This is a genomic window from Roseateles sp. P5_E8, assembly GCF_054177665.1.
The window spans coordinates 1-25,985 of the sequence record NZ_JBGCUM010000004.1 but is presented as its reverse complement, the minus strand read 5'-3'; the positions used below and the strand labels follow the sequence as shown (position 1 = coordinate 25,985).

25 protein-coding genes are annotated in these 25,985 nt (G+C 69.3%); 20 read left to right on the top strand and 5 right to left on the bottom strand.

Annotated elements, in window-relative coordinates:
- Positions 1 to 68: 68 nt before the first annotated feature.
- Both ACXRVZ_RS03470 and ACXRVZ_RS03465 read right to left on the bottom strand, forming a co-directional pair.
- Positions 69 to 386 carry a LiaI-LiaF-like domain-containing protein gene (locus ACXRVZ_RS03470; protein ID WP_457419853.1) on the bottom strand — a complete coding sequence of 106 codons (318 nt, stop codon included), beginning with the start codon at positions 384 to 386 and terminating at the stop codon, positions 69 to 71.
- Positions 387 to 598: 212 nt separating this feature from the next.
- Complete coding sequence (locus ACXRVZ_RS03465; RefSeq protein WP_457419558.1) at positions 599 to 1,153, bottom strand: phasin family protein; 555 nt, start codon at positions 1,151 to 1,153, stop codon at positions 599 to 601.
- A gap of 173 nt (positions 1,154 to 1,326) precedes the next feature.
- Here ACXRVZ_RS03465 and ACXRVZ_RS03460 point away from each other — a divergent pair, with 173 nt between their 5' ends.
- The gene (locus ACXRVZ_RS03460) at positions 1,327 to 2,262 is read left to right on the top strand and encodes a histone deacetylase family protein (RefSeq protein WP_457419556.1); all 936 of its coding nucleotides are present in this window, start codon (positions 1,327 to 1,329) and stop codon (positions 2,260 to 2,262) included.
- Here ACXRVZ_RS03460 and ACXRVZ_RS03455 read toward each other — a convergent pair.
- Positions 2,240 to 3,775 (bottom strand): methyl-accepting chemotaxis protein, encoded by a 1,536-nt coding sequence (locus ACXRVZ_RS03455; RefSeq protein WP_457419554.1) that lies wholly within the window; start codon positions 3,773 to 3,775, stop codon positions 2,240 to 2,242. The genes ACXRVZ_RS03460 and ACXRVZ_RS03455 overlap by 23 nt on opposite strands.
- Before the next feature lie 3 nt (positions 3,776 to 3,778).
- Positions 3,779 to 4,267 carry a cache domain-containing protein gene (locus ACXRVZ_RS03450; protein WP_457419552.1) on the bottom strand — a complete coding sequence of 163 codons (489 nt, stop codon included), beginning with the start codon at positions 4,265 to 4,267 and terminating at the stop codon, positions 3,779 to 3,781.
- Between the two features lie 181 nt (positions 4,268 to 4,448).
- On the opposite strand from ACXRVZ_RS03450, the gene ACXRVZ_RS03445 reads away from it, so the two are divergent.
- From ACXRVZ_RS03445 to ACXRVZ_RS03410, 8 genes are all read left to right on the top strand, one after another.
- On the top strand, positions 4,449 to 4,883 hold the full coding sequence (locus ACXRVZ_RS03445; RefSeq protein ID WP_458232200.1) for an acyl-CoA thioesterase: 435 nt from the start codon (positions 4,449 to 4,451) through the stop codon (positions 4,881 to 4,883).
- Positions 4,880 to 5,593, top strand: coding sequence for a nitroreductase (locus ACXRVZ_RS03440; RefSeq protein WP_457419550.1), 714 nt, complete (start codon positions 4,880 to 4,882; stop codon positions 5,591 to 5,593). The genes ACXRVZ_RS03445 and ACXRVZ_RS03440 overlap by 4 nt, the downstream gene beginning before the upstream one ends.
- 11 nt (positions 5,594 to 5,604) lie before the next feature.
- On the top strand, positions 5,605 to 6,594 hold the full coding sequence (locus ACXRVZ_RS03435) for a 2-hydroxyacid dehydrogenase (protein WP_457419548.1): 990 nt from the start codon (positions 5,605 to 5,607) through the stop codon (positions 6,592 to 6,594).
- Positions 6,594 to 7,397: a hypothetical protein gene (locus ACXRVZ_RS03430; protein WP_457419546.1), complete on the top strand. Its 804-nt coding sequence runs from the start codon at positions 6,594 to 6,596 to the stop codon at positions 7,395 to 7,397. The genes ACXRVZ_RS03435 and ACXRVZ_RS03430 overlap by 1 nt, the downstream gene beginning before the upstream one ends.
- A gap of 129 nt (positions 7,398 to 7,526) precedes the next feature.
- Complete coding sequence (locus ACXRVZ_RS03425; RefSeq protein ID WP_457419545.1) at positions 7,527 to 7,958, top strand: sensor histidine kinase; 432 nt, start codon at positions 7,527 to 7,529, stop codon at positions 7,956 to 7,958.
- Positions 7,955 to 8,668 (top strand): LytR/AlgR family response regulator transcription factor, encoded by a 714-nt coding sequence (locus ACXRVZ_RS03420; protein ID WP_457419543.1) that lies wholly within the window; start codon positions 7,955 to 7,957, stop codon positions 8,666 to 8,668. The genes ACXRVZ_RS03425 and ACXRVZ_RS03420 overlap by 4 nt, the downstream gene beginning before the upstream one ends.
- Before the next feature lie 37 nt (positions 8,669 to 8,705).
- Positions 8,706 to 10,082 (top strand): DNA recombination protein RmuC, encoded by a 1,377-nt coding sequence (locus tag ACXRVZ_RS03415; protein ID WP_457419541.1) that lies wholly within the window; start codon positions 8,706 to 8,708, stop codon positions 10,080 to 10,082.
- Positions 10,051 to 10,746, top strand: coding sequence for a hypothetical protein (locus ACXRVZ_RS03410; RefSeq protein ID WP_458232185.1), 696 nt, complete (start codon positions 10,051 to 10,053; stop codon positions 10,744 to 10,746). Before ACXRVZ_RS03415 ends, ACXRVZ_RS03410 begins: the two co-directional genes overlap by 32 nt.
- Positions 10,747 to 10,863: 117 nt before the next feature.
- Here ACXRVZ_RS03410 and ACXRVZ_RS03405 read toward each other — a convergent pair whose 3' ends face one another.
- The gene (locus tag ACXRVZ_RS03405; RefSeq protein ID WP_458232184.1) at positions 10,864 to 11,670 is read right to left on the bottom strand and encodes a PEP-CTERM sorting domain-containing protein; all 807 of its coding nucleotides are present in this window, start codon (positions 11,668 to 11,670) and stop codon (positions 10,864 to 10,866) included.
- A 199-nt stretch (positions 11,671 to 11,869) separates the two neighbouring features.
- Between ACXRVZ_RS03405 and ACXRVZ_RS03400 the strand changes: the two genes are divergently transcribed.
- The 11 genes from ACXRVZ_RS03400 to ACXRVZ_RS03350 all read left to right on the top strand — a co-directional run bounded on the left by ACXRVZ_RS03400 (position 11,870) and on the right by ACXRVZ_RS03350 (position 25,771).
- Entirely contained in the window at positions 11,870 to 13,027 is a 1,158-nt protein-coding gene (locus ACXRVZ_RS03400) for an MFS transporter (RefSeq protein ID WP_457426919.1), read from the top strand.
- Positions 13,028 to 13,042: 15 nt separating this feature from the next.
- Entirely contained in the window at positions 13,043 to 16,054 is a 3,012-nt protein-coding gene (locus ACXRVZ_RS03395) for a CHAT domain-containing protein (protein WP_457426917.1), read from the top strand.
- A gap of 10 nt (positions 16,055 to 16,064) precedes the next feature.
- Positions 16,065 to 16,676 (top strand): FecR family protein, encoded by a 612-nt coding sequence (locus ACXRVZ_RS03390; protein ID WP_457426916.1) that lies wholly within the window; start codon positions 16,065 to 16,067, stop codon positions 16,674 to 16,676.
- Positions 16,673 to 19,621, top strand: coding sequence for an EAL domain-containing protein (locus ACXRVZ_RS03385; protein ID WP_457426914.1), 2,949 nt, complete (start codon positions 16,673 to 16,675; stop codon positions 19,619 to 19,621). The genes ACXRVZ_RS03390 and ACXRVZ_RS03385 overlap by 4 nt, the downstream gene beginning before the upstream one ends.
- Before the next feature lie 140 nt (positions 19,622 to 19,761).
- Positions 19,762 to 20,655 (top strand): STAS domain-containing protein, encoded by an 894-nt coding sequence (locus ACXRVZ_RS03380; RefSeq protein ID WP_457426912.1) that lies wholly within the window; start codon positions 19,762 to 19,764, stop codon positions 20,653 to 20,655.
- Position 20,656: 1 nt separating this feature from the next.
- Positions 20,657 to 21,046, top strand: a complete 390-nt coding sequence (locus ACXRVZ_RS03375) for an STAS domain-containing protein (RefSeq protein ID WP_457426910.1) — start codon at positions 20,657 to 20,659, stop codon at positions 21,044 to 21,046.
- Positions 21,021 to 21,434 (top strand): anti-sigma regulatory factor, encoded by a 414-nt coding sequence (locus ACXRVZ_RS03370; RefSeq protein WP_457426908.1) that lies wholly within the window; start codon positions 21,021 to 21,023, stop codon positions 21,432 to 21,434. The genes ACXRVZ_RS03375 and ACXRVZ_RS03370 overlap by 26 nt, the downstream gene beginning before the upstream one ends.
- A 6-nt stretch (positions 21,435 to 21,440) precedes the next feature.
- The gene (locus ACXRVZ_RS03365) at positions 21,441 to 22,427 is read left to right on the top strand and encodes a SpoIIE family protein phosphatase (RefSeq protein WP_457426906.1); all 987 of its coding nucleotides are present in this window, start codon (positions 21,441 to 21,443) and stop codon (positions 22,425 to 22,427) included.
- Between the two features lie 15 nt (positions 22,428 to 22,442).
- Entirely contained in the window at positions 22,443 to 23,321 is an 879-nt protein-coding gene (locus tag ACXRVZ_RS03360) for a sensor histidine kinase (protein WP_457426904.1), read from the top strand.
- The gene (locus ACXRVZ_RS03355) at positions 23,318 to 25,300 is read left to right on the top strand and encodes a response regulator (protein ID WP_457426902.1); all 1,983 of its coding nucleotides are present in this window, start codon (positions 23,318 to 23,320) and stop codon (positions 25,298 to 25,300) included. Before ACXRVZ_RS03360 ends, ACXRVZ_RS03355 begins: the two co-directional genes overlap by 4 nt.
- 144 nt (positions 25,301 to 25,444) lie before the next feature.
- The gene (locus ACXRVZ_RS03350; RefSeq protein WP_457426900.1) at positions 25,445 to 25,771 is read left to right on the top strand and encodes a hypothetical protein; all 327 of its coding nucleotides are present in this window, start codon (positions 25,445 to 25,447) and stop codon (positions 25,769 to 25,771) included.
- The last annotated feature ends 214 nt before the right edge of the window (positions 25,772 to 25,985 follow it).

Genomic DNA, 25,985 nt, shown 5'->3' with positions numbered 1-25,985 from the left:
GCAAGTAGACCCCGGCTGCGTGCTCGCCTGGCGGCCGTTCCGGTGAATCGCCGCCTTTTGCCGATGAATCAACGGCCCGGGTTGTCTGTGGCCGCCGTCCGGGGCAGGGCGCCGCGCAGCACCATGGACAGGCCGGCCAGCATGACGAGGGCCGGCCACCAGTCGCGCAGCGAGAAGCCGTTGTAGCCGAGGTTGTGCGCCGTCATGAGGCTGCCGACGACGATGAGCGCCGCGGCCCCCAGCCCGCCGCCGGCATGGCGCGGCCAGCCCAGGCGGGCCAGGCCCAGCAACACCAGCGCCAGAGGCCAGAAGGTGTGCAACAGCGGTAACTCGAAGACCTTCTGCCGGTCCAGCAAGGCCATGGCGCCGATGGCGATAACGGCCAGGCCGACGGGGATGCGATGGCTGGGGTGGTCGGTCAGGGGGTCATGAAGGTCTCCGGTGGGTCAATGACGCCAGTTGACGCTGGAGAAGGCTTCGCCGCGACGGGGCTGCGGCGTATCAACAGGCGCCGCGATGAATCGACATCGGGCGTCGCCAAAATGAAAAAAGCCCGGTGTCGAAACACCGGGCTTTCGGGAGGCGTGAGCCTCAGTGCTTAGGCAGCGCGCTTGGCCGGGCGGGCCGCAGTCTGCGTGGCCTTGACGGCTTGCGTCGTGGCGGCCTGGAAGTTGGCCTCGGCCACGTCAACGGCTTGCTTGGTGGCCTTCTGGACCGACTCGAAAGCGTTGTTGGCGGCGGCGACGGCGGACTTCACCAGGGCGACGGCGTTCTCGGTGCCGGCCGGCGCGTTCTTGGCGGCGGTGTCGACGAGGGTCGAGAACTTGGCTTGCGCTTCGGCGAATTGACCTTCGGCGACCTTGGCAACTTCAGCACCGGTGCTGGAGGCGATGTCGTAGACGTGGCGGCTGTAGGAAGCGGCCTTCTCGGCAGTCGGTTGCAGCAGCGCGGCTTGCAGCGACAGCAGCTCTTGCGCGTCCTTGACCGACAGGGCGGCGGTGGTCGTGTCGGCGGCTTCGCTCAGTGCGGTCTTGGCGACTTGCAGGTTGAGTTCGACGAGCTTCTCGACGCCTTCGAAAGCCTTGTTCGTCAGGCCGAAGAGGGTTTCGATGTTGGCCTTGTGAGCGGCAATGACTTGTTCAGCGGTCAGCATGGTGTTTCTCCAGTAGGTCAGGTGGTTGAACCGTTTGCTGTGCTGCTTTTGCTGCACTGCAACATGGACTGAATGATAGAGGTCATCTCGGAGATTGCAAGAACTATTTGCTGCACCGCAGCAAATTAGGGGTGACAGCGTGTGACAAAGCGCTGACGGTAAGGTTCGGAGCCATGTTCGCCTTCCATTCAGACGCCCACAGCCTGGCCCTGCCGCCCGGGCATCGCTTTCCGCAGTCCAAGTACCGGCTGCTGCGCGAGCACTTCGAGCGCGAGCCGGGCCTGCTGCGCATGCAGGCGGCGCCTGCGGCCAGCGAAGGCGAACTGGCCCTGGCGCACACGCCGGACTATGTCGACGCGGTGCTGCTGGGCCACTTGAGCGCGGCCGCGCAGCGCGAGATCGGCTTCCCGTGGTCGCCTTCGATGGCGCTGCGTTCGCGGCATTCGGTCGGCGCCAGCATTGCCGCCGCGCGGGCGGCGCTGCAGGAAGGCGTGGCCGCCAACATGGCCGGCGGCACCCACCATGCCTATGCGGACAAGGGTTCGGGCTATTGCGTCTTCAACGACGCGGCCGTGGCCGCGCGGCTGATGCAGGCGGAGTGGAGCCGCGGCCATCGCAGCACGCTCAAGGTGCTGGTCATCGACCTCGATGTCCATCAGGGCAACGGTACGGCGGCCATCTTCCGCGACGACGACACGGTGTTCACCTTCTCCATGCATGGCGCGCGCAACTTCCCATTCCGCAAGGAGGCCAGCGACCTGGACGTGGACCTGCCCGATGGCTGCGGCGATGCGGACTATCTGGCGGCGCTGGACCTTGCCATGGATGAGGTATGGCGGCGCTTTAACCCGGGCCTCGCCTTCTACCTGGCCGGCGCCGACCCGCATGAAGGTGACCGCCTGGGCCGGCTGAAGCTGACCTACGAGGGTCTCGCCGAGCGCGACCGCCGCGTGCTGGCGGCGCTGCGCGAGCGCCGCATCCCGGTCGCGCTGAGCATGGCCGGCGGCTACGGGCGCGACCTGGCGACGACGGTGGCGGTGCAGGTCAACACCTTGAACCTGGCGGCCCAGTCGTGGGCCGCTTGGGTCAGCGAACCCGGAACTGGCTGACCACCTGCGCCAGCCGCTGCGCCTGCTCGCGCAGCGACTCCGCCGCTGCGGCGCTTTCCTCGACGAGGGCGGCGTTCTGCTGCGTCATGTCGTCCACCTGGGTGACGGCCTGGGTGACGTCGGCGATGCCCTGGCTCTGGGCCGAGGCGCTGGTGCTGATCTCGCCCATGATGTCGGTCACGCGCTGCACGGCGCCGACGATCTCGCCCATGGTGGAGCCGGCGTCCTGCACATGGCGGGCGCCGGACTCGACGCGCTCCACGCTGACGCCGATCAGCGTCTTGATCTCCTTGGCCGCCGCCGCGCTGCGGCCCGCCAGGCTGCGCACCTCGCCCGCCACCACGGCAAAGCCGCGACCTTGCTCGCCGGCCCGGGCGGCTTCGACCGCAGCATTGAGCGCCAGGATGTTGGTCTGGAAGGCGATGTCATCGATGACGCCAATGATGTCGGCGATGCGCTTGGCTGAAGACGCGATGTCGTTCATCGTCTCCACCACCTGCTGCACCACGCTGCCGCCGCGGTGGGCCACGCTGGCGGCCGAGGTGGCGAGCTGGTTGGCGGTCTGGGCATGGTCGGCGCTCTGGCGCACGGTGCCGGTGAGCTGGGCCATGGACGAGCTGGTGATCTCCAGGCTGGAGGCCGTCTGCTCGGTGCGCTGGCTCAGGTCCTGGTTGCCCGAGGCGATCTCGGCGGACGCGGTGCGGATGGAGTCGGCCACCATCATGACCTCGCCGACCGTGCTGCCGAGCTGCTCGCACATCTGGTTCAGCGCCCGCATCAGGCCGGCGAGTTCGTCCTCGCCCAGCGGCGTGGCGCGCTGCGTCAGGTCGCCCGCCGCGACGGACTCGGCCAGTGACAGCGAGGCATTCACATCCGCCACGATCTTGCGCTGGTTGACCAGCAGCATGCCCATGCCAGCGGCCGCAGCCAGCAGCGAGACGAGGGCGAAGATCCAGGCACGGCGGCGCGCGTTGTCCTGCTGCGCGTCGGAGGCAGTCTGCTGGTCGGCACTCATGCTCTGCACGATCTTGCCAATCAGCGCGGCCACTTCCTTGTAGCGGGCTTCGGCGTCCTGCATGGCGGCGACGCCGGTGTTGGGGTCGACCGAGGCCAGGTCGATGGCGCCATCGGCCTTGGCGAGATAGGCCTTGAGCAGAGGCAGCGCCGCGTTGATGTGGGCATCGGTCTCGGGAGGTGTGGCCTCCGTCTCGGCCAGCGTGGTGAGCGTGCGCGTCACGCCATCTACCTGGTTCTTCAGCTGGACGCGCAGTTCCTTGACCTTGGCGTCATCCAGCGAGCCGATCAGCGCGATCGTGCGGTAGACGCCACCGTGCAGCTCGCCGACCTGGGTCTGCACCGCCACCGTGGTCATGAAGACCTCGTTGCGCTGCTGGCCGGCCTCGTTGGCGGTGACGACCTCGCGCAGCGACAGCATGCTGTTGCCCAGGCCTATCGCCAGCACGACGGCCAATGCCGCCATGGGCGGCAACAGCATCTTTGCGGCCAGCTTCATGGGCTACTTGTAGATGCCACCGCAGACGATGGTTTCATCCAGGCGCTCGCAGTACATCTGCTTGGGCTCGATCTTCTTGGTCGTCGGGTTGGTGAACTTGTAGTCCTGCCAGAAGCCATTGGGCTTGGAGCGGCCGAGCTCGGTGCGCTCGCGCACGAAGGGCTTGCCGTCGATGTCCTTGAGGTCGATGAGGTCGCGGCCGACCTGCTTCTCGTTGGCGCCGTGGGCCAGGCATTTGCCGTCCAGGCCGTAGACGACGAGGTAGAGGTCGTGCTTGATGAACTGCGGGCTCTTGGCGGTGATCTCGGCATAGGACTTGTCCTTGCCGTTGGCCTTGATGTAGGCCACACCCTTCTTGACCATGGCCACGGCGTCGTCCTTGGTGGCGTTCTGCGCCAGGGCAGGCAGGGCGAGGAGGGCTGCGAGGGCAAGACCTGCAACGCGTGCAAGACCTGCGGTACCTGCGGGACCTGTCAATGGGAATCGATTCATGCGAGTGCTCCTTCCGAGCCGTGTTGAATCCGTTTTCACCCTGCGTCGCCGCGAGGCGGCCGTGATCGAGCCGAAAGGCTCCGGGGCAGTGTCGCTCCGGCAAATCTCGCCACGCAAGTGCATATGCCGCAATCCTTTGCAAACCGTGCGGCACCGGTCGCATGGAAGAATGCCTCGCATGATGCGACCGCAGCCCGACGCCCGCAACGCCTATCCACGCTTCGTGCCGCTGACGACACGGTGGATGGACAACGATGTCTACGGCCACCTGAACAACGTCGTCTACTACAGCCTCTTCGACACGGCGGTGAACCGTCTGCTCATCGAGGCCGGCGCGCTGGACATCCATGGCGGCGACGTCATCGGCCTGGTCGTCGAGACGCACTGCAACTTCTTCGAGTCGCTGGCCTTCCCGCAGTCCATCGAGGCCGGCGTGCGCGTGGCCCAGCAAGGCCGCTCCAGCGTGCGCTACGAGATCGGCCTGTTCGCCGAAGGCAGCGACCTGTGCGCGGCGCGGGGTCACTTCGTGCATGTCTACGTCGACAGCGACRGCCGCCGCCCGGTGGCCGAGTTGCCTGCCGCCTATCTCTCCGCCTTGAAGGCACTGACCCCATGAGCCGTTTCGCCCAGCCCACACCCGAGCAGACCGCCGCCGTCGACGCTGCCATCAAGACCCGGCACTCGCTGCGCGCCTTTTTGCCGACGCCGGTGCCACGCCAGACGGTCGAAGACATTCTCGAAGTCGCGTCCTGGGCGCCGTCCGGCACCAACACCCAGCCCTGGCAAGTCCATGTGCTGACGGGCGAAGCGCTCAAGCGCATTGGTGGCCGCATCCAGGCCGCCTACCTCGACCCCGCGCAGAACGCGGCGAGCAAGGAGGAATACGCCTACTACCCCACCGAGTGGCGCAGCCCCTACATCGACCGACGCCGCAAGGTGGGCTGGGACCTCTACGGGCTGCTGGGTATCGCCAAGACCGACAAGGCGCGCATGCAGCACCAGCATGGCCGCAACTTCGTCTTCTTCGACGCGCCGGTGGGCCTGTTCTTCACCATCGATCGCGTCATGCAGCAGGGCTCGTGGCTGGACTACGGCATGTTCCTGCAGAGCGTCATGGTGGCCGCCCGCGCGCGCGGCCTACACACCTGCCCGCAGGCGGCGTTCACGCAGTTCCACCGCGTCATTGCGGAGGAGCTGCAGCTGGGTGATGAGCAGATGCTGGTCTGCGGCATGTCGCTTGGCTTTGCCGACCCGGCCGCAGTCGAGAACAGCCTGGTCACCGAGCGTGCGCCGGTGGCCGATTTCACGCGTTTCCTGGAAGACTGAGGGGGCTGGACATGACTGCACTGAAGCCCAAGGTTCTGATTGCCCGCCGCGCACCGGCGGCGGTGGTCGAGCAGCTCTCGGCCCATTTCGAGGTGGACTTCCATGACGGCGAGGCACCGCTGCCTGCCGACGAACTGCGCGCCCGGCTGCAAGGCAAGGCCGGCGCCTACATCACCGGCACCGAGCGCATCACTGCCGAGCTGCTGGCCGCCTGCCCGGACCTGCGCGCCGTCAGCACCATGAGCGTGGGCTACAACCACATCGACCTGGCCGCCTGCACCGCGCGCCGCGTGCTCGTCACCAACACGCCCGACGTGCTGACCGAGACCACGGCCGACCTCGGCTTCGCGCTGCTGATGGCCACGGCCCGGCGCATGTCCGAGGGCGAGCGCCTGCTGCGCGACGGCCTGTGGAAGAGCTGGTCCTGGGACTTCCTGGCCGGCGCCGACGTGCACGGCACGACGCTGGGCATCCTGGGCATGGGCCGCATCGGTCAGGCGTTGGCGCGGCGTGGGCGCTTCGGCTTCAACATGCAGGTGGCGTATCACAACCGCTCGCGTCTGCCGGCCGACACCGAGGCCGAACTCGGTGCGCGCTACGTGAGCAAGGATGAGCTGCTGCGCCAGGCCGACCACCTCATCCTCGTGCTCCCTTACTCGGCCGCGTCCCACCACTGCATCGCCGCCGCCGAGCTGGCGCTGATGAAGCCGACGGCCACGCTGGTCAACATCGCCCGCGGCGGCATCGTCGACGAGGACGCGCTGGCCGCCGCTCTGCGCGAGCACCGCATCGCCGCAGCGGGCCTGGACGTTTTTGAAGGCGAGCCGCGCGTGAACCCGGCGCTCTTGAGCCTGCCCAACATCGTCCTCACGCCGCACATCGGCAGCGCCACCATGCCCACCCGCCTCGCGATGGCCGGGCTGGCCGCCGACAATCTCGTTGCCGCGCTGACCGGCGCCCCGCCGCCCACGCCGCTGAATCCCGAGATCCTGCCCCTCTGATGAAACCCTTTCTGTTCGCTCTCGTTCCCCTGCTTGTTCTCGCGCCCGCCCTGGCCTTGGCCCAAAGCCGGCTCAAGCCTCCGGCCGCGCCCGCAGCCGCGCCGGTCGTCGAAGACAAGACACCGCGCGACCCCAACAAGTACGCCGCCCTGTCCCTGCTGGGCGACAGCGTGCAGCTCATCAGCCTGACCCCGGCTCGCGGCGACACCGTGCAGAGCGGCGAGTGGACGGCCACGCCCGCCGGCAAGCTCGACGACGCCGTGCTGCAGACGCTCAACGAAGCCGTCAAAGCCGTCAGCGACAAGCTCGAAGCCAAGCTCTACACCTCCACCACGCGCAGCCTGTTCGGCGACCCGGCCAACCTCTTCGTCGACGGCAAGCTCACGCTGCCCGGCAACCTGGTTGCTGCGGTGCGCCAGAGCGGCGCGGCCCAGCTGCTGCTGGTGACGCGCAGCCGCCAGGAGCCCGGCCTGGCCGCAGCCCTGCCGGCGCGCATCCTCACGACGCTGGAAGGCCCGGGCTTCGTGCTCGACCAGCGCCCCAGTGCCAACATCGGCTTCGACGGCCAGCCCGGCCTGCCGGTGTTCGTGCCCTATGTGTCCATCCGCGTCGCCTTGATCGACCTGGTGGACATGCGGCTGAGGCGCGAGCGGTCCATCGCCATCGCCGCCCGCTTGCCGGTGGCGCGCGAGGCCGCTGCCAACCCCTGGGCCGCGGCGACGTCCGAGCAGCGCGTGAAGGCGCTGGTGGACTTGATCGAGGCCGAGCTGCCGCGTGCGGTCAAAGGGCTGATCGCGCCCTGAGCGGCGTTCGTCGCAGCGGGGCTTCATTCGTCACGCGGGTGCGGCGGCGGCGGGGCCAGACCGGGATGCTGCGTGCCGGCGCGTCGCGATGGGCGACCGTGATGCTGGAGAAATGACTGTGCAGTACGCATGCGCCAGTTCTCGTCCACGCTGGGCCGCGAGTTCGAGCTGACGGACGCCTACCTGCAGATCGCGCGGCTGCGCATGGGCGGGCGGCTGGCCGTGGACGTGGACCTGCCGGCCGCGCTCGCGGCGGTCGAGTTCCCGCCTCTGGTAGTGCAGACGCTGGTGGAGAACGCGATCAAGCATGGTGTGGAGCCCAAGCCCGGGCCGGTGCGCATCTGCGTCTTCGCGCGGCAGGCCGGCGGCGAGTTGCATGTCGGCGTGCAGGACAACGGCGTGGGCCTCAGCGGCGTGACGGCGCCAGATGGCGGCACCGGCTTGCAGAACATCCGCGAGCGCCTGCGCGGYATCCACGGCGAGCGCGCGCGGCTGTCCGTCGCCGGGCTGGGGAATGGCGGGGTGCTGGCCAGCGTGACCGTGCCGCTGGAGAAACCATGACCGACGATCTCGCGCCCACCGCCATCCTGGCCGACGATGAGCCCTTCATGCGCGCGGCTCTTCGCGAGCGCCTGAATCAGCTGTGGCCGGAACTGCGCCTAGTGCAGGAATGCGCGGACGGCATTGAGGCCTTGCGGGCCATCCAGCGGCTGCGCCCGCAGTTGGCCTTCCTCGATATCCGCATGCCTGGCCTGACCGGCCTGCAGGTGGCTGATGCGCTGCAGGGCGCCGCTACGCGCGTCGTCTTCGTCACGTCCTACGACGCCCATGCGGTCGAGGCGTTCGAGGCTCAAGCCGTCGATTACGTGCTCAAGCCGGTAGAGCTGCCGCGGCTGGCCAAGACGGTGGCGCGCCTGCGTGAGGCGCTGGCCCCGTCACCAACGCGTTCGGGTGACGACTGGCTGCAGGTGGCGGTGGGCAGCCAGGTGCGGCTACTGCATGTGGACGACGTGCAGTACTTCGAGTCCGACAGCAAGTACACGCGCGTCGTTGCGCCGGACTGCGACGGGCTGATCCGGCTGTCATTGAAGGAGCTGCTGGAGCGGCTGGACCCCGCGCGCTTCATGCAGGTCCACCGCAGCGTGGTCGTCAACCGCCGCCATGTGCACGGCGTGCACCGCGCCGGCGACGCGCTAGAGCTGGAGATCAAGGGCCGGCCCGAGCGGCTCAAGGTGTCGACGCAGCATCACCATCTGTTCAAGGCGCTATAGGCCTAGACCCGGGAGCGCGGCAGCGACAATGCCGCACATGAGCCTGTTTGACCTGTTGCTGCTGGGCCTGCTGGCCTTGATCCTGTTGTTGCTTGCGCTGATCTGGGCCCGCCAGAAGCCCCAGTCGGCGGTCTCGCCGGAGCTGCTGCAGCAGGGCAACGAAAGACTGGAGCGCGAGTTGCGCGACGAGCTGGGTCGCAGCGCCAGCGGCACGCGGCAGGAGCTGGTGCAAGGCCTGGCGCAGTTCCAGCAGGTGCTCAGCCAGGGCCTGCAGCACAGCAATCAGTCGCTGTCGCAACAGGCGCTCGCCGCCCGCGAGGCGCAGGATGCCGCAGCGCTGCGCAGCGCGCGGGCACAGGCCGAATCGATGCAGCGCCTGGCCGACGGCATGCGCGAGCAATTGCAGGCCATGTCGCTGCTCAACGAACAGCGCATGGCCGAGTTGCGCCACACGGTGGAGTTGCGCCTCACCGCCATCCAGCAGGACAACGAGAAGAAGCTGGAGCAGATGCGCGCGACGGTCGACGAGAAGCTGCACGCCACGCTGGAGCAACGCCTGGGCGAGAGCTTCAAGCAGGTGGCCGAGCGGCTGGAGCAGGTGCACAAGGGCCTGGGCGAGATGCAGAACCTGGCACGCGACGTGGGCTCGCTGAACCGCGTGCTGACCAACGTCAAGACGCGCGGCGTGTTCGGCGAGGTGCAGCTGGCCGGCCTGCTGGACCAGGTCTTCACGGCCGAGCAGTACGCGGCCAACGTGGCGGTGCTGCCGGGCTCCAGCGCGCGGGTCGAGTTTGCGATCAAGCTGCCGGGCCAGCGCGACGATGGCCAGCCGCTGTGGCTGCCCATCGACGCCAAGTTCCCGCGCGAGGACTACGAGCGCCTGCTGGACGCCCAGGAGCGCGCCGATGCGCCGGCCGCCGACGCGGCGGGCAAGGCCATCGAGAGTCGGCTGCGATTGGAGGCCAAGACCATCCGCGAGAAGTACATCGGCCCGCCGCATACCACCGACTTCGGCATCCTGTTCGTGCCCACCGAAGGCTTGTACGCCGAGGCGCTGCGCCGACCCGGCCTGATGGAGAGCCTGCAGCGCGAGCACAAGGTCATGCTGTGCGGCCCCACCACACTGCTGGCGACGCTGACCAGCCTGCAGATGGGCTTTCGCACGCTGGCGCTGGAGAAGCGCTCGGCCGAGGTCTGGGAGGTGCTGGGTGCCGTCAAGACCGAGTTCGGCAAGTTCGGCGACGTGCTGACCAAGGTGAAGAACAAGCTCGATGAGGCCGGCAAGACGCTGGACGCCGCCGAGGTGCGCACCCGCGCCATGACGCGCAAGCTCAAGGGTGTGGAGGCACTGCCGGACGATGCGGCCGCGCAGTTGTTGCAGCTTGCTGCGGCTGCCGACGACGATTCAGCTTGACGCGATGCGGCACCGAGTTCTCTGGTGCTTCTGTTGCGTCGCAATGTTTTGCGCCGCCGCTGTTTCAAGAGCCGAGACCGCGAGGCCGGCTTTTGTCGGGGACGGCAGTGCAGAGCTTTGGGAAGGCATCCTGCGGGCACCCATCGATGAGCCCGGGCTGGCCGAGGGCGCCAGGCGGCAGCTGGCAATGCTGCGCCTCATCCAAAGCGCGCGCGACATCAATCTCTGCGACAAGCAAGCCGTCATTCGGCATTTCGGGCCTTGGCTCGGCGAGATGCTCGAACTCGTCAAACTGGAGGGCCGCAGCGCAGAACAGAGGCAGCGCCTGAATGACTTGTATGAGGATTCGTTGGGCTTCCTGCCCGATTGGTCCGACCAGGTGCGCAATCCGGAAGTGCGCTGCGGCCTCTGGTTGAACTTCGGGTCTGCCGCGCAGCGCGAACCCAGGTTGCGGGAGTTCAAGCCGTTCGATCTGAGTCTGGCGAGCCATGTGTTCACGCTGTGCGCCACGTCCGCACGCCGGCTCCCTCACGGACAGACGGTGGCGAGCTTTGTCCAATGTCGAGCGGACCCCAGTGGGATCCAAATCTATGTTGGCTTGTTCAACGGGCGAGTGCAAAGCATCTCGATCATCTTGGCCAAAGCTGTGAAGCAACCTGGCTAGCGACCGGCACGGCCTGTCATTGAGCGACGAAAAGCACAGAGGCCCGCATATACGGGCCTCTGTGCAACTCTCAACTCGGGGCATCGCTGACGACAGCAGCGATGCCGCCCGTGGTGCTTACTGCTTGCGGCGACGCGAAACGCCCAGCGCGGCCAGCGTCAGGCCGGTGAGCAGCAGCGTGCCCGGCTCGGGCAGGCGGCCGGTGGGCAGGCCGCCCACGTCGTCGTCGGACAGTTCGCCGTCGTACAGGCGGATCAGCGCGACGCTGCCACTGGCGAATTCACCTTGGCCGCCGYCCTGCACGTTGTCGGCGAAGAAGGTCAGCAGGTTGTCGGGATTGGCGATGCCGTAGGTGCTGAAGTCCATCACCGTGGTCAGCAGGTCGAACTGGAAGGCGCCGTCGAAGTAGGTCGTGACGTGGCCGGCACCGTTGTTGGTCAGCGAGATGCGGTGGTAGTCGCCGAAGGTGAAGGTGTCCGGGCCGTCGCCGATGGGGTAGACCTGCAGCTTGTTGCCCGGCTCCACGTAGAAGGCGTTGTCGCTGCTGCGGTTGGACGTGTTCAGGATGCTCTTCCAGGTGCCGTTGTCGGCGTTGAACTTGAAGACGATGTCGACCGTGTAGGCATTGGGCACGGTCAGCAGGCCGGTCGTGCTGACCGACAGGCCGGCCTGCTCGTTGACCGGCGTGCGGTTGCCGTTGAACTGGTAGACGGTCTGGCTGACGCCGAACACCGTGTCGGTCACAAAGGCATTGGTGCCCAGCGGGTCGATCGCCGTCAGCGCCGGGGCGCCGGCTTCGCTGGCGGTCAGCGTGCCGTTGAAGTTCCAGGTCGCCACGGCGGTGGGCAGGGCCAGGGCTGCGGTGGAGGCCAGCAGCGCAGCGGCGGCCAGCGACAGGACGGCGAGGGTGTTCTTGGTTTTCATGAGGGTTTCCAGACGGCTCGGGACAGATAGCATGGGAAGTAGCGAATTTCATGCCGGCGAGAAATCACCAGCTCTGACAGTCGTTTGGGGCGAATGCGGTGATTTCTGATTGCTCATCTGTAAAAAGGGTCGACAGGTTGCATGAGGCCCCCGGGGATACTGGGACGCTTTCGCAGGCACCGCCTGCGGCGCCCTCCTGATGCCCGCCGACTCCCCACCGCGCCACCTGCGCCACGCCTTCGTGTGGCTGATCGCCACCATGATCTGCGTGCATGCCTGCATGGCCACCACGCGCGTCACGGCCAGCCTGTGGGTGCTGAACCAGGGCTATGGCGAGGCCTCGGTCGGCCTGCTGCTCAGCCTCTTTGCCGTGGCGCCCATCGCGCTGTCGCTGTGGGCCGGCCGGCTGGCGGACCGCCACGGTTTTCACCGCCCGGTCGGGGTCGGCGTGCTGCTGGCAGGCGCGGGCGCGCTGCTGGCGCTGGGCGTGCAGCAGCTCTGGGCCATCGCCACCGGCTGCCTGCTCTGCGGTGGCGCCGTGGCCGTGGCGGCGGTGGCCATGCAGCGCGAGGCCGGGCTGATGGCCGAGCAGCCGGGCGACCTCAAGCGCATCTTCAGCTGGATGGCGCTCGGGCCGGCCATGTCCAACGCCCTCTCGCCCATCATTGCGGGCCTGCTCATCGACCACATCGGAATGACGGCGGCCTTCGGCTTTGCAGCGTTGCTGCCCGTGCTGGCCTGGGTGCTGGCGCGCAAGGTGCCGCGCAACCCGCCCAAGGTCTTCACCAAGAGCTTTCGCGAGCCGGCGGCCTGGGACCTGTTCCGCCTGCCGGCCTACCGCCGCCTGCTGCTCGTCAACCTGGCGCTGTCGGCCGGCTGGGACGCGCACAGCTTCGTCGTGCCCGTGGTGGGCCATGCGCGCGGCTTGTCGGCGTCCAGCATCGGTCTGGTGCTGGGCAGCTTCGCGGTGGCGGCCACGCTGGTGCGCCTGGCCATCGTGCGCTTTGCCGATGACATCGACGAGGCCAAGGCCTTGCGCGGTGCCATGGTGGTGGCGATGCTGACCTTCGTCGCCTACGCCTGGCTGCCCGGCACCGCCGGCCTGGTCTGCGGCTCGGCGCTGCTGGGCATGGCGCTCGGTTCGGTGCAACCCATGATCCTGTCGATGCTGCACCGCGCCACGCCGCCCGAGCGCCACGGCCAGGCCCTGGGCCTGCGCATGCTGACGGTGAACGGCGCCACGGTGGCCATGCCCGCCGGATTCGGCCTGCTGGCCGCCGCCACGGCACTGACCGCGCCGATGTGGCTGATGGCCTCGGTGCTGTTGCTGGCGCAGTTGCCGGCCCGCAAGCTATAGGGACTGGAGGCGCCCATGCGCAAGCTGATGTGGCTGATGGCCGGACTGCTCGCGGCAACGACCGCTCTGGCCCAGGTCGACGAGGAGGACGCGGGCGATTCGCCCACCGCGTTGATGCCGGCTGCCGAGGCGCAGGCGCTGCTGGCTGAAGCGTTGCCCGTCGAGCCGGCGGCGCGGCTGGACTTGCTGCAGCAGCAGGTCAGGGCGGCGCAGTCCCTGGAGCAGCGCGGGCGCTGGGTGGAGCTGCTGGCCGAACTGGCCCAGCTCAGCCGCGGCCAGCCGGGCGGCGAGCTGTGGGTGCGCCAGTACCTGAGCGCCGAGTTCGTCTGGGGCAGTTCGGGCAAGGCCCTGACGACTGCCGATGCCTATGCCAGCGATACGACGCTGAGCCTGCCGCTGCGCGCGAGCGCGGCGCTGCGCCAGGTCTATGCGCTGTCCCAGGCCAAGGACCGCGCCATGCTCGACCGCGCCTGGTCACGCGCCCAGAGCCTCAGCAAACAGGCGCTGGAATCCATGGGCGACAGCGACCCCGCCGCAGCGCTGCGGCTGCAGGTGGACCGGTTGCAGGTGCGCTCCGAGATTGAGCGCTGGAGCGGCCGGCTGGCCGAGGCCACCGCCACGCTGCGCGAGGCCGTGCGCCTGTCGCAGAAGGGCGTGGAGGATGCGCGTCGTGCGTCCAAGGACATGAACAAAAGCGCGCGCGACCCCGCAGTGCAGGACGCCTACGGCTGGTACGACGGCTCCCAGGGCATGCTGACTTACGCCCTCGTGCGCCAGGGCCGCGCGCCCGAGGCCGTGCAGATCGGCCAGGCCAACCTGGCGCTGTGGCGGTCCGGTCAGATCACGGAAGCTTTGGGCGCACGCTGGAGCTACCGCCTGGCGCAGGCCCAGGTCGCGTCGCGCCAGTACGCCGCCGCGCTGGAGAACGCCCAGCGCTCCGACGACATGCTGCAGCGGGCCGGCGCCGGCGCCGCCAGCCATGCGCGCTGGCTGGCGCGCCAGGAGCAGGTGCGCTCGCTGATCGGCCTGCGCCGCTGGCCCGAGGCCGATGCCTTCTACCGCGAGTTCCTGGCCAGCCTGCCCGCCGACAGCCTGGCCCGCGACCGCGCCAGCGACTGGCGGCTGCGCGCGCTGCTGGCCGCCAAGAACGGCCGCTTCGACGAGGCGCTGGAGATCGTCGAGCGCATCCACCGCCTGCGCCTGCGGCTCTATGGCGACGCCCATCCGCAGACGCAGGAGGCGGCCGGCGTGCGGGCGCTGGTGCGCGTGCTCAAGGGCGACATGGCGGGCGCCTGGGGCGACTACCAGCCGCTGTTCGCAGCGCTGCTGGACACGCCCGGCGGCTGGCTGGATCTGGATTTGTCAGGCGCGCGCGGCTTCGTGCTGGGCCTGGCCTTCGACGAGTTCCTGCGCGAGATTGCCGCGCGCGCCCAGCGTGGCGACAAGCTGGAGCCCGCCTGGATCGATCGCGCCATGCAGGTGGCCGACCGCATGCAGGCCGGCGCCACCCACCGCGCGCTGGTGGACGCCAGCGCCCGCGTGCTGGCCGCCACGCCCGCGCTGCGCGGGCTGCTCGAAGAGGAGCAGACCTTGCGCGCCGCCGCTTCAGCCAGACACAGCACGCTGAACGCCTCGCTGGGCGAGGAGGACCGCATCCGCCGCCGCAACAGCAGCGACGAGACCAAGGCCCAGCTCAAGGCCTTGCCCGATGCCGAGCGCAAGAAGCAGCAGAAGGCCAATGCCGACGAACTCGCCGCCGTGCGCGAGCAGGTGCGCCAGCAGCGCGAGGCCGCCCAGGCCGCGCGCGAGGCGCTGACGGTCCAGCGCGATCGCGTCGCCAAGGCCTACCCGGCCTATGCCGACCTCGTCACGCCCACGCTGCCCGCGCCGGCCGCGTTGCAGAAGCTGATGTCGCCCGGCGAGGCCTTGCTCGTCGTGCAGCCGCTGGAGGGCGCCACGCTGACCTGGCTGATCGTGCCGGGCGAAGCGACGCGCTTCTCGGCCTCCAAGATAGGCGCGGCCGGCTGGGCCGAGCGGGTGGCGCAGATCCGCACCGCGCTGGACCTCAGCACCGGCCGCCCGTCGAAGCTGCCGGTGCAGGCGCTGCACGAGATCTGGCAGGAACTGATCGCACCGCTGCAACCCGGCGCCGGCGTCAAGAGCCTGCTCGTCGCCGCCGACGGCGCGCTGGCCGGCATGCCGTTTGCTGCCGCGCTGACTGCCGACCAGCCGACGGCCTTCGTCGCGCGCCAGATGGCCGTCACGCAGCTGCCGTCGGCCGGGGCCCTCTACGCACTGCGCCGTGCGGCCTCGCCGGCACCCGCGGCCAAGGCCTTGTTCGGCGTGGGCGACCCTCTGTTCAAGTCCACCGCCAAGGCCGGTCGTGCGGCCCTTGGCCAGAGTGCCACCAAGTACGACGCCGCCTGGGGCTTCAGCTATGGCGACATCCCGCCCCTGCCCGAGACCCGCACCGAGCTGACCGCGCTGGCCAAGGCCGTGGGTGCCAACCCGCAGACCGACCTGCTGCTGGGCGCCGCCGCCACGCGCGAGGCCGTGCTGGCCGCCAGGCTGGACGACCGCCGCCTCGTCGCCTTCGCCACCCACGGGCTGATGCCCGGCGAGCTGCCGGGCGTCTCCAAGCCCGCGCTGGCGTTGGCGCCAGGCAAGGACGCCAGCGTGTCACCGCTGCTGGAGCTGGACGATGTGCTGACGCTGCGCCTGAACGCCCAGGCCGTGCTGCTGTCGGCCTGCAACACAGCGGCGGGAGAGCAGGGCGGGGCGGCCATGTCGGGCCTGGTGCGCGGCTTCTTCTTCGCCGGCAGCCGCTCGGTGCTGGCCACGCACTGGTCGGTCGAGACGACCTCGGCCGCCGCGCTGACGTCTGCCACCTTCGCCGCCAAGGCCCCCCGCGCCGAGGCACTGCGCCTCGCTCAAGTGGGGATGATCGAGGGAACTCTCGGTGGCGGGCGCTGGGCGCATCCGTTCTACTGGGCCGGATACGCCCTCTTCGGCGATCCATCTCGATAGGAGTCTTGAAATGCGCGCGCTGTTGTTGAGCCTTTCCCTGCTGAGTTCAGCGGCCTTTGCCCAGCAGGCCTGCGAGGTCATGGCCGTCAGCGGCGACGCCCAGCGGGTCGACGGCGGGGCCCTGGCCGTGGGCGACAAGCTCGCCGTGGGCACCGCGCTGCGCACCGGCACGGCCGGCCGCGTGCGGCTGAAGTTCATCGACGGATCGGTGCTCGTGCTGGCCGACCGGAGCCAACTGCGCATCGAGGCCTTCAGCGCCGGTGGCACCCAGCCGCGGCATGCCGAGTTGCTGCTTGAGCTGGGCCTGATCGGCCAGCGCGTGAATCCCTCGGCCGGTGGCAGCTGGAAAGTGCGCACGTCCACCGCCGTGACCGCCGTGCGCGGCACCGAGTTCAGCGTCGAGGTGGGCGACGACCGGGCGACCGCCGTGCTCGTGAAAACCGGCGCGGTCGACGTCGAACCCGTCGGCCCGCAGACCCGCGGCATCAAGCCGCGCTACCCGGTGCGCCTGGCCAAAACCAACAGCGGCACGCGCTGCGACGCCCGGGACTGCACCGACGTCGCGACCTGGACGGCGGACAAGGTGCAACGTGTCGAACAGCGCCTGGGGTCGCTGGATTGAGGCGCGCGACTGCCGGCCTGGCTTATGCGCTGATCGCCCTTGCCGCCGCACTGCTCGGCATTGCCGTGTGGGCGCTGCGGACCGAGGTGACCGCTTTCGAGCGGCTGGACCATTGGGCCCTGGACGCCCAGACCTCCTGGCGCAGCTACCTTGCACCCGGCACCGAGCTGCCGCTGCTGCTGGTGCGTGTGGACGACGCCGCGCTGGAGGCGCTGGGCGGCCGCGTGCCCGACCGCAGCGAGATCGCCCGCGCCGTGCAGGCGCTGCAGGACGGCGGCGCCCGCGCCATCGCGCTGGACATCCTGCTGCTGCCCGGCGGCGGCACGCCCGAGGCCAACGCGGCGCTGGCCAGCGCGATGAAGGCCGGCGGGCGCACGCTGATCCCGTTCGCGCTGCCCGACGACGGCGCGGCCGACGCATCGGCGGCGCCTGCGCCCATCCTCGCCCAGGCCCTGCTGGGCTACAACAACGAGGCGGCGCTGGCCCGCAGCGAGGCCGACTTCTACAAGCCTCGCCGCCTGCTCGCGCCCGAGCCCAGTCTGGCCGCTGCGGCCGCCGGCCTGGGCCACGTCATCGTGCGCCGCGAGAGCGACGGCAGCCTGCGCCACGACCTGCCGCTGCTGCGCCTGAACGGCGAGGTCTACCCCTCGCTCGCGCTGCGCCTGGCCGCCTTTGCGCGCGGCGTGGAATGGGGCCAGGTGCGCGCCAGCTTCGGCCAGGAACTGCAGATCGGCAGCGGCCTGCGCGCGCCGCTGGACGAGCTGTCTCGCCTGGGCGTCAACTTCTACGGCCCCAGCGCCACCTTCCCGTCCGTCGGCTTTGGCGAACTGCTTGCGGGCAAGGTCGACCCGGCCCGGCTGCGCGGCCGCGTGGCCGTCGTCGGCGTGGCCGCGCTTGCGGCGGGCGACCACTTTCCGACGCCCTTCGATGACAGCATGCCCGGCATGGAGCGCGTGGCCACCGTCACCGACAACCTGCTGACCGGCCGCAGCCTGGTGCGCCCGTACTGGGGCGGCGCGGTCGAGCTGGCGGTGATCATCCTGCTGCCCCTTGGCGCCGTTTGGCTGCTGGCGCGCCTGTCCCTGGGCCGCGGCCTCGCCTTGATCGGGCTGGCCACCCTGGCCCTGCTGGCGCTGGCGCAATGGGGCTTCGAGAGCCGCCACCTCGTGCTGTCGCTGGCGCCGCCGCTGCTGGCACTTGCCCTGGCGACGCTGGGCGCCAGCGTGCTGCGCGCCGGTGCCGAGCAGGGCCAGCGCCGTGTCGCGTCCCGCCGCCTGGCCGCCAGCGAACAGCGCTACGCGCTGGCCGCCCAGGGCGCCAACGACGGTCTGTGGGACTGGGACCTGAACAGCGGCGACGTCTATTACTCGCCGCGCTGGCTGGGGCTGATGGGCTTGTCGGCCGCCGAGGCCGGTCAGGCCATCACGGCCTGGACGCTGCCGCTGGAGTCCCCGGCCAAGGCGGCCTTCAACGCTGAGCTGCAGGCCCATCTAGACGGCCAGAGCCTGCAGTTCCACCACATGCTGCACTTCAACCAGGGCGGCCAGGAGCGCTGGCTGCTGGCACGCGGCCTGGCGGTGCGCGAGGACGGCAAACCTGTGCGTATGGCCGGCTCGCTGACCGACATTTCCGAGGGCCAGCGTCTGCAGCGTCAGATCAGCTACGACGCGCTGCACGACCGCCTCACCGGCCTGGCCAACCGCGTGCTCTTCCGCGAGCAGCTGACGCAGCTGTTGAGCGGCATGTCCGCCCCCGAGACCGGCTTGCTGCTGCTGGGCCTGGATGGCTTTCGCGCGCTGAACGAAACCCACGGCCCCGTGGTGGGCGACTCGGTGCTGACCGAGCTGGCCGGGCGCCTCAAGGCGGACTTCGGCGCCCGCCATCTCGTCGCCCGGCTGGGGCCTGATCAATTCGCGCTGCTGCTGGCCGGTGGCGATGTGGCCACCGATCTGTCGCGCAGCGTGCAGGATGTGCTGGCGCCACCGTTCGGTGAGCATGGCCTGGCCATCACCGCCGGCATCGCCTGGGCCCAGCGCCGCCACGGGCCTGGCAGCGCCGACGAGCTGATGGCCGCCGCCGAAGGTGCGCTGGCCCGCGCCAAGTCCGCCGGCCCAGGGCAGACGCATGAGTTCGACCCCGCCGAGCAACTGGTCGAGCAATCGCGCCGCTGGCTGCGCGACGCCATCGACGTGGCGCTGGCCGCAGGCGACCAGTTCGAGCTGCACTACCAGCCCTTCGTGCGCCTGTCGGACCGCAGCCTGCTCGGCTTCGAGGCGCTGATCCGCTGGCGCCACCCGACCCGGGGCCTGATCATGCCGGGCGATTTCATCCCGGTGGCCGAGGCCAGCGGCCAGATCACGGCCATAGGCCGCTGGGGCCTGCTCGAAGCCGCCGCCCAACTGCGCCGCTGGCAGCCGCTGGGCTTCACCGGTGAAGTGGCCGTCAACCTGTCTGGCGTGCAGCTGGAGCGCGATGTCGAGCTGCTGGCCGACGCCCGCGCCACGCTGGCGGCGCTGGGCGACGTGCCCACGCACCGCTTGAAGCTCGAAGTCACCGAGAGCATGGCCATGGCCAACCCGCAGCGCAGCGCCGAGGTGCTGCAGGAGCTGGCGCGCATGGGCTTCAAGCTCAGCATCGACGACTTCGGCACCGGCTACTCGTCGCTGGCCTATCTGCACCGCTTCCCCTTCGACACGCTCAAGGTCGACCGCAGCTTCGTCATCCGCCTGGCCGCCGGCCGCGAGGCGCAGGAGATCGTCCGCACCATCGTCGGCCTCGCGCTGGCCCTGGGCAAGCAGACGCTGGCCGAGGGCGTCGAGGATGAGCAGCAGGCGGCGTTRCTCGAGCAACTGGGCGTGCAGGTGGGGCAGGGCTGGCTGTTCGCCAAGGCGCTGCCGGAGGCTGAAGCGGCCAAGGCCATCGTGAGCGCACCCTGGCGGCGCTGAGGGGCAGGCGAAGTAGCCGTGCTTGCAGCGCGGCGTGTTGTCCGACAGATAAGGCCGCGTCCCAAGACTACTATCGGCTGCGCTCGATGCCACCCCGGCACGCAGATAACGACGGCCCCTACCGTTCATCCAAGGAACCCATGAAGAACAACAGTGCGGCCTTTGAAACGCTGCTGTCGCAGCATCGCGCCCAGGTCCTTGCCGAATGGCAGGCCGAGCTGGCTGCCGGTGGCGGTGGCCGCAGCCTGAGCACCGAAGTGCAGGGGACCGAGCAGTTGCTGGATGCCCTGCAGTCCGGCCTGCAAGCCAAAGGCAGCATCGACAACTTCGACGACCGGGCCTGGGAGAAGAGCCGCGAATTCCTGGCCGCGCTGTCACGCTCACGCGCCGCGCAGGGCTCGACGGCGGCGGACACCAGCCGCTTCGTGCTGGCGTTGAAGAAGCCGGTCTTTTCGGGCCTTCAGCGGGTGCTCGCCAGCGAACCCGCCGCGCTGCTGGAAGTCGTGTGGCAGGTGTCCACGCTGATCGACAACCTCGCCCAGTTCACGGTGACGACCTACCAGCGCAGCCGCGAGGAGCTCATCAACCGCCAGCAGCAGGAGCTGCTGGAGCTGTCCACGCCGGTCATCAAGCTCTGGGACGGCGTGCTGGCCGTGCCGATGATCGGCACGCTGGACAGCGGCCGCACGCAGATCGTCATGGAGGCGCTGCTGCAGCGCATCGTCGACACCGGCTCCACCATTGCCATCATCGATATCACCGGCGTGCCCACCGTCGACACGCTGGTCGCCCAGCATTTGCTGAAGACCGTCACCGCCATCCGCCTGATGGGCGCTGAATGCATCATCAGTGGCATCCGCCCGCAGATCGCGCAGACCATCGTGCACCTGGGCATTGACCTTCAGGGCATCATCACCAAGGCCACGCTGGCCGACGCGCTGCAGGTGGCGATGAAGCGCGCCGGCTTCGTCATCAGTCGCGGCAAGCCCGCAGCAACCGGTGCGCCGGCGGCGCCAACGGCCGCGGCGGACTGAAGTGCAACGCATCCCCATCCTCCAGCTGGGCCGCACCCTGCTGGTCACCATCCAGGTCGACCTGATGGACCAGACCGCGCTGGCCCTGCAGGACGACCTGGCCGCCAGGATCGAACGCACCGGCGCCACCGGCGTGCTGATCGACATCTCGGCGCTGGAGATCGTCGACTCCTTCATCGGCCGCATGCTGGCCAGCATCTCCAGCATCGCCCATGTGCTCGGCGCGAACTCGGTGGTCGTGGGCATGCAGCCTGCGGTGGCCATCACGCTGGTGGAACTCGGCCTCTCGCTGACCGGCGTGCGCACGGCATTGAACGTCGATCGCGGCATGGAAATGCTCCGCCAGGCAACCGAGGAGCAACCTGATGACGGCGAATCCGACGGCGACTGAAGGCAGCGTGCCGATCCGCAGCGAGAACGATGTCGTCACCAGCCGGCAATTCGTGCGCAAGCTGGCGCAGCAGCTCGGCTTCTCCCTCGTCGACCAGACCAAGATGGTCACCGCAGCCAGCGAACTGTCGCGCAACGCGCTGGTCTACGGCGGCGGTGGCGACATGGAATGGCGGCTGCGCCAGGAGGGCCTTCGCGCCGGCCTGACGCTCTCCTTCGTCGACCAGGGCCCGGGCATCCCGGACCTGGATCTGGCGATGAAGGACGGCTGGACGACGGGTGGCAGCCTGGGCAAGGGCCTGCCAGGCAGCAAGCGGCTGGTCAACGAATTCGAGCTGGAATCAACCGTTGGCCAGGGTACCCGCGTGACCATCACGCGCTGGAAGTAGCGGCGGATGCGACCCTATCAACGGTTTGCCATCGACGATGCCAGCCAGGTCGGTGAGGCGCGGCGCGCGGCGCATGTGCTGGCCGCTGAACTCGGCTTCGACGACGCTGCTGCCGGCCGCCTGGCGCTCGGTGTGACCGAGCTTGGCACCAATCTGTTCCGTCATGCGGGCGGCGGCGCGCTGCTGCTGGGCCTGGACGGCGATGCGGTGGAGCTGCTATCGCTTGACACCGGCCCCGGCATGGATGTGGGCCGCTGCCTGCAGGACGGCTTCTCTACCGGCGGCACGGCGGGCACTGGGCTGGGCGCCGTCAAACGCCTCGCCAACCGCTTCTCGGCCTTCTCGCTGCCGCAACGCGGTGCCGTCATCTCGGCGCGTTTCGAGGCCGGCACGGCCCGCACGCCGACCCGACCTGGCTTCACGGTAGCAGGCATCGGCCTGCCGGCACCTGGAGAGCAGGTGTCCGGCGACGGCTGGGGCATGCGCGTGAAAGATGGGCGCACGCTGCTGATGATGGCCGACGGCCTGGGCCACGGCCCGGATGCCGCGGAAGCATCGGACACGGCGCTGGACCTGTTCCAGCGCACGAAGGCCAACGAACCCGCTGCGATGCTGGAGGACGCCCACCCGACGATGCGCAGCACGCGCGGCGCGGCCGTCGCCATCGTCGCCATCGAGCCCTCGCTGGACAAGCTGGTGTTTGCCGGCGCCGGCAATGTCTCCGGCCGGCTGATCTCGGGCGTCAGCGACCGCGGCCTGATGTCACAGCCCGGCACGCTGGGCGTGCAGATCCGCCGCCTGCAGGACACCACCTTCGATTGGCCGGATCATGCGATCCTCGTGCTGTTTTCCGACGGCATCGTGTCGCGCTGGAATCTGGGCGACGCGACGGGCCTGCTGCAGTGCGAGCCCATGGTGGTGGCCGGCTGGCTCATCCGCGACCATTGCCGTGGCCGCGACGACGCGACGGTCGTCGTGCTGCGGCGTCATTGAACTTCGAGAGTCTTGATGCAGGAACTGCCCGTCCTCGAAGTCAACGCGCTGCAAGCGGCGCTGGAGGCGTCGCGCCAGCAGGTCGCGTCGCTGCAGCAGGAGCTGGAAGAGACCAACGGTGGCGTGCTGGCGCTGTACGCCGAGCTGGACACGCAAGCCCAGCAGCTGCGCCAGGCCACCGAGCTGAAGAGCCGCTTCCTGGCCTACATGAGCCACGAGTTCCGCACGCCGATCGCCTCCATCCGCAGCCTGACGCGCCTGCTGCTGGACCGCGTCGACGGCCCGCTGACCGCAGAGCAGGAAAAGCAGATCAACTTCATCCGCACGACATCGGAGGAGTTCGCTGAAATGGTCAACGACCTGCTGGACCTGGCCAAGGTCGAGGCGGGGCGCATCGACGTGTCGCCGGCCTGGTTCGAGCTGGTGGACATGTTCTCGGCGCTGCGCGGCATGTTCAAGCCGGTGCTGGTGAATCCCGACGTGCAGTTGATCTTCGAGGAGCCGCAGGGCACCAGGCAGCTCTTCACCGACAACGCCAAGCTGTCGCAGATCCTGCGCAACTTCATCGCCAATGCACTCAAGTTCACCACCCAGGGTGAGGTGCGTGTGTCGGCCGTGCAGCAGGGCGAGTTCATCGTCTTCTCGGTGGCCGACACCGGCATCGGCATCGCGCCCGAGTTCCATTCGGCCATCTTCCAGGACTTCTCGCAGCTCGACTCCCCCATCCAGAAGCGCATGCGCGGCACGGGCCTGGGCTTGTCGCTGAGCAAACGCCTGGCCGAGCTGCTCGGCGGCAGCATCGCGCTGCAAAGCGAAGCCGGCGAGGGCTCGACTTTCACCGTCACCCTGCCATTGCGGCTGGCCAAGGCGCCGCTGGAGGCTACTCAGCCATGACCGAGCCGCAAGCGTCTGTCGCGTCGGGCGGGCGCAGCCTGGACCGCTCGCGGCACAGTCTGCTGGTGGTCAACGACGACCCGGTCGGCCGCTACGCCACCGTGCGCCTGCTGCAGTCGGCGGGCTTTCCGGTTGTCGAGGCGTCGACTGGCGCCGGCGCGCTGGCGCTGGCCGACGAGAGCCTCTCGGCCATCGTGCTGGACATCCATCTGCCCGACATCGACGGCCTGGAGGTCTGCCGCCGCCTGCGCCGCCAGCCCACCACCTTCAAGCTGCCGGTCATCCACCTGACGGCGGCCTACCTGACCGACGAGGACAAGGTGCGCGGCCTGGACTCGGGCGCCGACGCCTACCTGACCCATCCCGTTGAGCCGGCGGTGCTGGTCTCGACCATCCAGTCGCTGGTGCGCACGCGCGCGGCCGAGGACGCGATGCGCCACAGCGAGGCCAAGTTCCGCGCCGCCTTCGAACGGGCGCCGGGCGGCATCGCCCTGGTGGACCTCGTCGACGGCAGGCTGCTGGACGTCAACCCCGCCCTGCTGGCCTTGCTGGGGCGCACGCAGGCCGAGGTGAATGGCCGCTCGCTGCGCGATTTCGTGGCGCCTGCCGACGGCCCGGTGGCCGAGGCCTTCGTGCGCCAGTTGTCCGCCGACAGTGCGCACGCCGAGTTCCAGCTCATCCGCCCCGACGGCCGGCTCGTGCCCGTCGCGTGGGCGGGGGCCAGCTACATCGAGCCCGGCATCGCCATGCTCGTGGCGACCGACGTCTCGCAGCGCCTGCTGGTGGAGCAGCAGCGCCAGGAGTTGCTGGAGCGCGAGCGCAGTGCGCGCGGCACGGCCGAGCGCCACATCCGGCTCAAGGACGACCTCATCGCCGTGCTGTCGCACGAGTTGCGCACGCCGCTGAACGTCATCCTGAACTGGGCCCACATGCTGCGCAAGCGCAGCAGCCCCGAGCTGCTGGAGCGCGGTCTTGCCGCCATCGAGCGCAATGCCGACATGCAGGCGCGCCTGATCTCCGACATCCTCGACATGTCGCGGCTCAACCTCGGCAAACTGCCGCTGAACAGGGAATGGGTTGACGTCGGCAGCCTCATCGCGGCCGCTGCCGCCGCCGTGCAGCCGCTGCTGGAGCGCAATGGCCACCGCCTGCTGCTGGACCTGGAGCGGGAAGACTTCAAGATCTACGCCGACGCTTCGCGCATCCAGCAGGTGCTGTGGAACCTGCTGGGCAATGCGCTCAAGTTTTCGCCCGCGGGCAGCGAGATCACGCTGAAGCTGCGCGCCGAAGACGGCGGCGTGGCCGTCACGGTAGGCGACCAGGGCCAGGGCATCGCGGCGGATTTCCTGCCCTTCGTCTTTGACCGCTTCGCCCAGAGCGACGCCAGCAGCAACCGCCAGCATGGCGGCCTGGGCCTGGGCCTGGCCATCGTCAAGAACCTCGTCGAATCGCATGGGGGCCACGTCAGTGTGGCGAGCGGGGGGCGGGGGTTGGGCGCGCAGTTCAGCTTCTGGCTGCCTGGCGCGCCAGCCATGGCGACGCCTTCGGAGCCGGGGGCGGCCAGCGGCTTTGCCCCGCTGGGCGATGCCACCTCGACGGTGCTCGTCGGGCTGCAGGTGCTACTGGTCGAGGACGACGTGGAGGCCAGCGCCATGCTGACCATGATCCTCGGCGACCAGGGCATGCAGGTCCGCCATGCCGCGTCGGTGGACGAAGCGCTCGACGGCCTGGACACCCGCCGCTTCGACCTGCTGATCAGCGACATCGGCATGCCCGGCCGCGATGGCTACGAGCTGATTCGCGAGCTGAGGCTCAGGGAGAACGGTGGGCGTCGCCTGCCGGCGATTGCCCTGACCGCCTTCTCGCGGGAGACCGACCGCGCCCATGCGCTGGACGCCGGTTTCGACGCCCATCTCGGCAAGCCCCTGCGGCCGCAGCAGCTGATGACCCAGATCCTGCAACTCGTTGGTTCGATTTGATGGGGCCGGGCGGCCGCGCCGGACCGGCGTGGGTGTGACCAAAACCACGGCTTCGGCGACCTGATCGGCGGCTTTCGAGGGAAGGCCGCGGAAGCGGTGTTTTTCGGCGCGGGCATGTGGGGCCTCGGTTCTATCTTTGCGGCCATGAACTCCCGCCACCGCCGGCCGCTCCCGCTGCCCAGCCTCGCGCCGCGTCGCATCACCTTCAAGGACGGTGCCGCTCGACTGGTTGTCGACGACCTCGTGCCCAGCCATGAACGACCCGTCCAGGCCGAGCTGCGCCAGTTGGAACGCTTCTCGGCGCTGATGGCGGCCCAGGGCTGGCCGGCGCATGTGTCGCGCATGGCCTATGACCGCCTCTATGCCGGCGAGCGCTTCGGCTTCGCCAAGCGGGTGGGCCGGGGCGAGCTGCCAGGGGTGGCGCGGCAACTGCTTGACTGCTGGCGCGTCAATCGCAGCCAGGCGGCATAGGAGGCTGTCGGGCTTTGGGATGGGTGCGCGTTGGCCCGCCATGGGGCCGCAGGCAAGGCGCAAAGCGGAGTCGGGTTGCACACCCGGCGAGCATTTGCAACGCCGCATGCGACCCCAAGACGGGCCAACCCGAAGGGCCGGGGCGATTTGCCACGCCATCCGGCGTTGCACCCACCTTGTGGGGTGAGGCCCCACGGCGGCGGTTGCGCCTTGT

What these genes read in the sequence shown, in the direction of transcription:
- ACXRVZ_RS03395 (WP_457426917.1), top strand. Translation starts at nt 13,043, where the DNA reads ATGCGCAAGCTGATGTGGCTGATGGCCGGACTGCTCGCGGCAACGACC.
- ACXRVZ_RS03460 (WP_457419556.1), top strand. Translation starts at nt 1,327, where the DNA reads ATGTTCGCCTTCCATTCAGACGCCCACAGCCTGGCCCTGCCGCCCGGG.
- ACXRVZ_RS03440 (WP_457419550.1), top strand. Translation starts at nt 4,880, where the DNA reads ATGAGCCGTTTCGCCCAGCCCACACCCGAGCAGACCGCCGCCGTCGAC.
- ACXRVZ_RS03420 (WP_457419543.1), top strand. Translation starts at nt 7,955, where the DNA reads ATGACCGACGATCTCGCGCCCACCGCCATCCTGGCCGACGATGAGCCC.
- ACXRVZ_RS03465 (WP_457419558.1), bottom strand. Translation starts at nt 1,153, where the DNA reads ATGCTGACCGCTGAACAAGTCATTGCCGCTCACAAGGCCAACATCGAA.
- ACXRVZ_RS03355 (WP_457426902.1), top strand. Translation starts at nt 23,318, where the DNA reads ATGACCGAGCCGCAAGCGTCTGTCGCGTCGGGCGGGCGCAGCCTGGAC.
- ACXRVZ_RS03390 (WP_457426916.1), top strand. Translation starts at nt 16,065, where the DNA reads ATGCGCGCGCTGTTGTTGAGCCTTTCCCTGCTGAGTTCAGCGGCCTTT.
- ACXRVZ_RS03360 (WP_457426904.1), top strand. Translation starts at nt 22,443, where the DNA reads ATGCAGGAACTGCCCGTCCTCGAAGTCAACGCGCTGCAAGCGGCGCTG.
- ACXRVZ_RS03365 (WP_457426906.1), top strand. Translation starts at nt 21,441, where the DNA reads ATGCGACCCTATCAACGGTTTGCCATCGACGATGCCAGCCAGGTCGGT.
- ACXRVZ_RS03350 (WP_457426900.1), top strand. Translation starts at nt 25,445, where the DNA reads ATGAACTCCCGCCACCGCCGGCCGCTCCCGCTGCCCAGCCTCGCGCCG.
- ACXRVZ_RS03370 (WP_457426908.1), top strand. Translation starts at nt 21,021, where the DNA reads ATGACGGCGAATCCGACGGCGACTGAAGGCAGCGTGCCGATCCGCAGC.
- ACXRVZ_RS03450 (WP_457419552.1), bottom strand. Translation starts at nt 4,267, where the DNA reads ATGAATCGATTCCCATTGACAGGTCCCGCAGGTACCGCAGGTCTTGCA.
- ACXRVZ_RS03415 (WP_457419541.1), top strand. Translation starts at nt 8,706, where the DNA reads ATGAGCCTGTTTGACCTGTTGCTGCTGGGCCTGCTGGCCTTGATCCTG.
- ACXRVZ_RS03380 (WP_457426912.1), top strand. Translation starts at nt 19,762, where the DNA reads ATGAAGAACAACAGTGCGGCCTTTGAAACGCTGCTGTCGCAGCATCGC.
- ACXRVZ_RS03435 (WP_457419548.1), top strand. Translation starts at nt 5,605, where the DNA reads ATGACTGCACTGAAGCCCAAGGTTCTGATTGCCCGCCGCGCACCGGCG.
- ACXRVZ_RS03400 (WP_457426919.1), top strand. Translation starts at nt 11,870, where the DNA reads ATGCCCGCCGACTCCCCACCGCGCCACCTGCGCCACGCCTTCGTGTGG.
- ACXRVZ_RS03430 (WP_457419546.1), top strand. Translation starts at nt 6,594, where the DNA reads ATGAAACCCTTTCTGTTCGCTCTCGTTCCCCTGCTTGTTCTCGCGCCC.
- ACXRVZ_RS03455 (WP_457419554.1), bottom strand. Translation starts at nt 3,775, where the DNA reads ATGAAGCTGGCCGCAAAGATGCTGTTGCCGCCCATGGCGGCATTGGCC.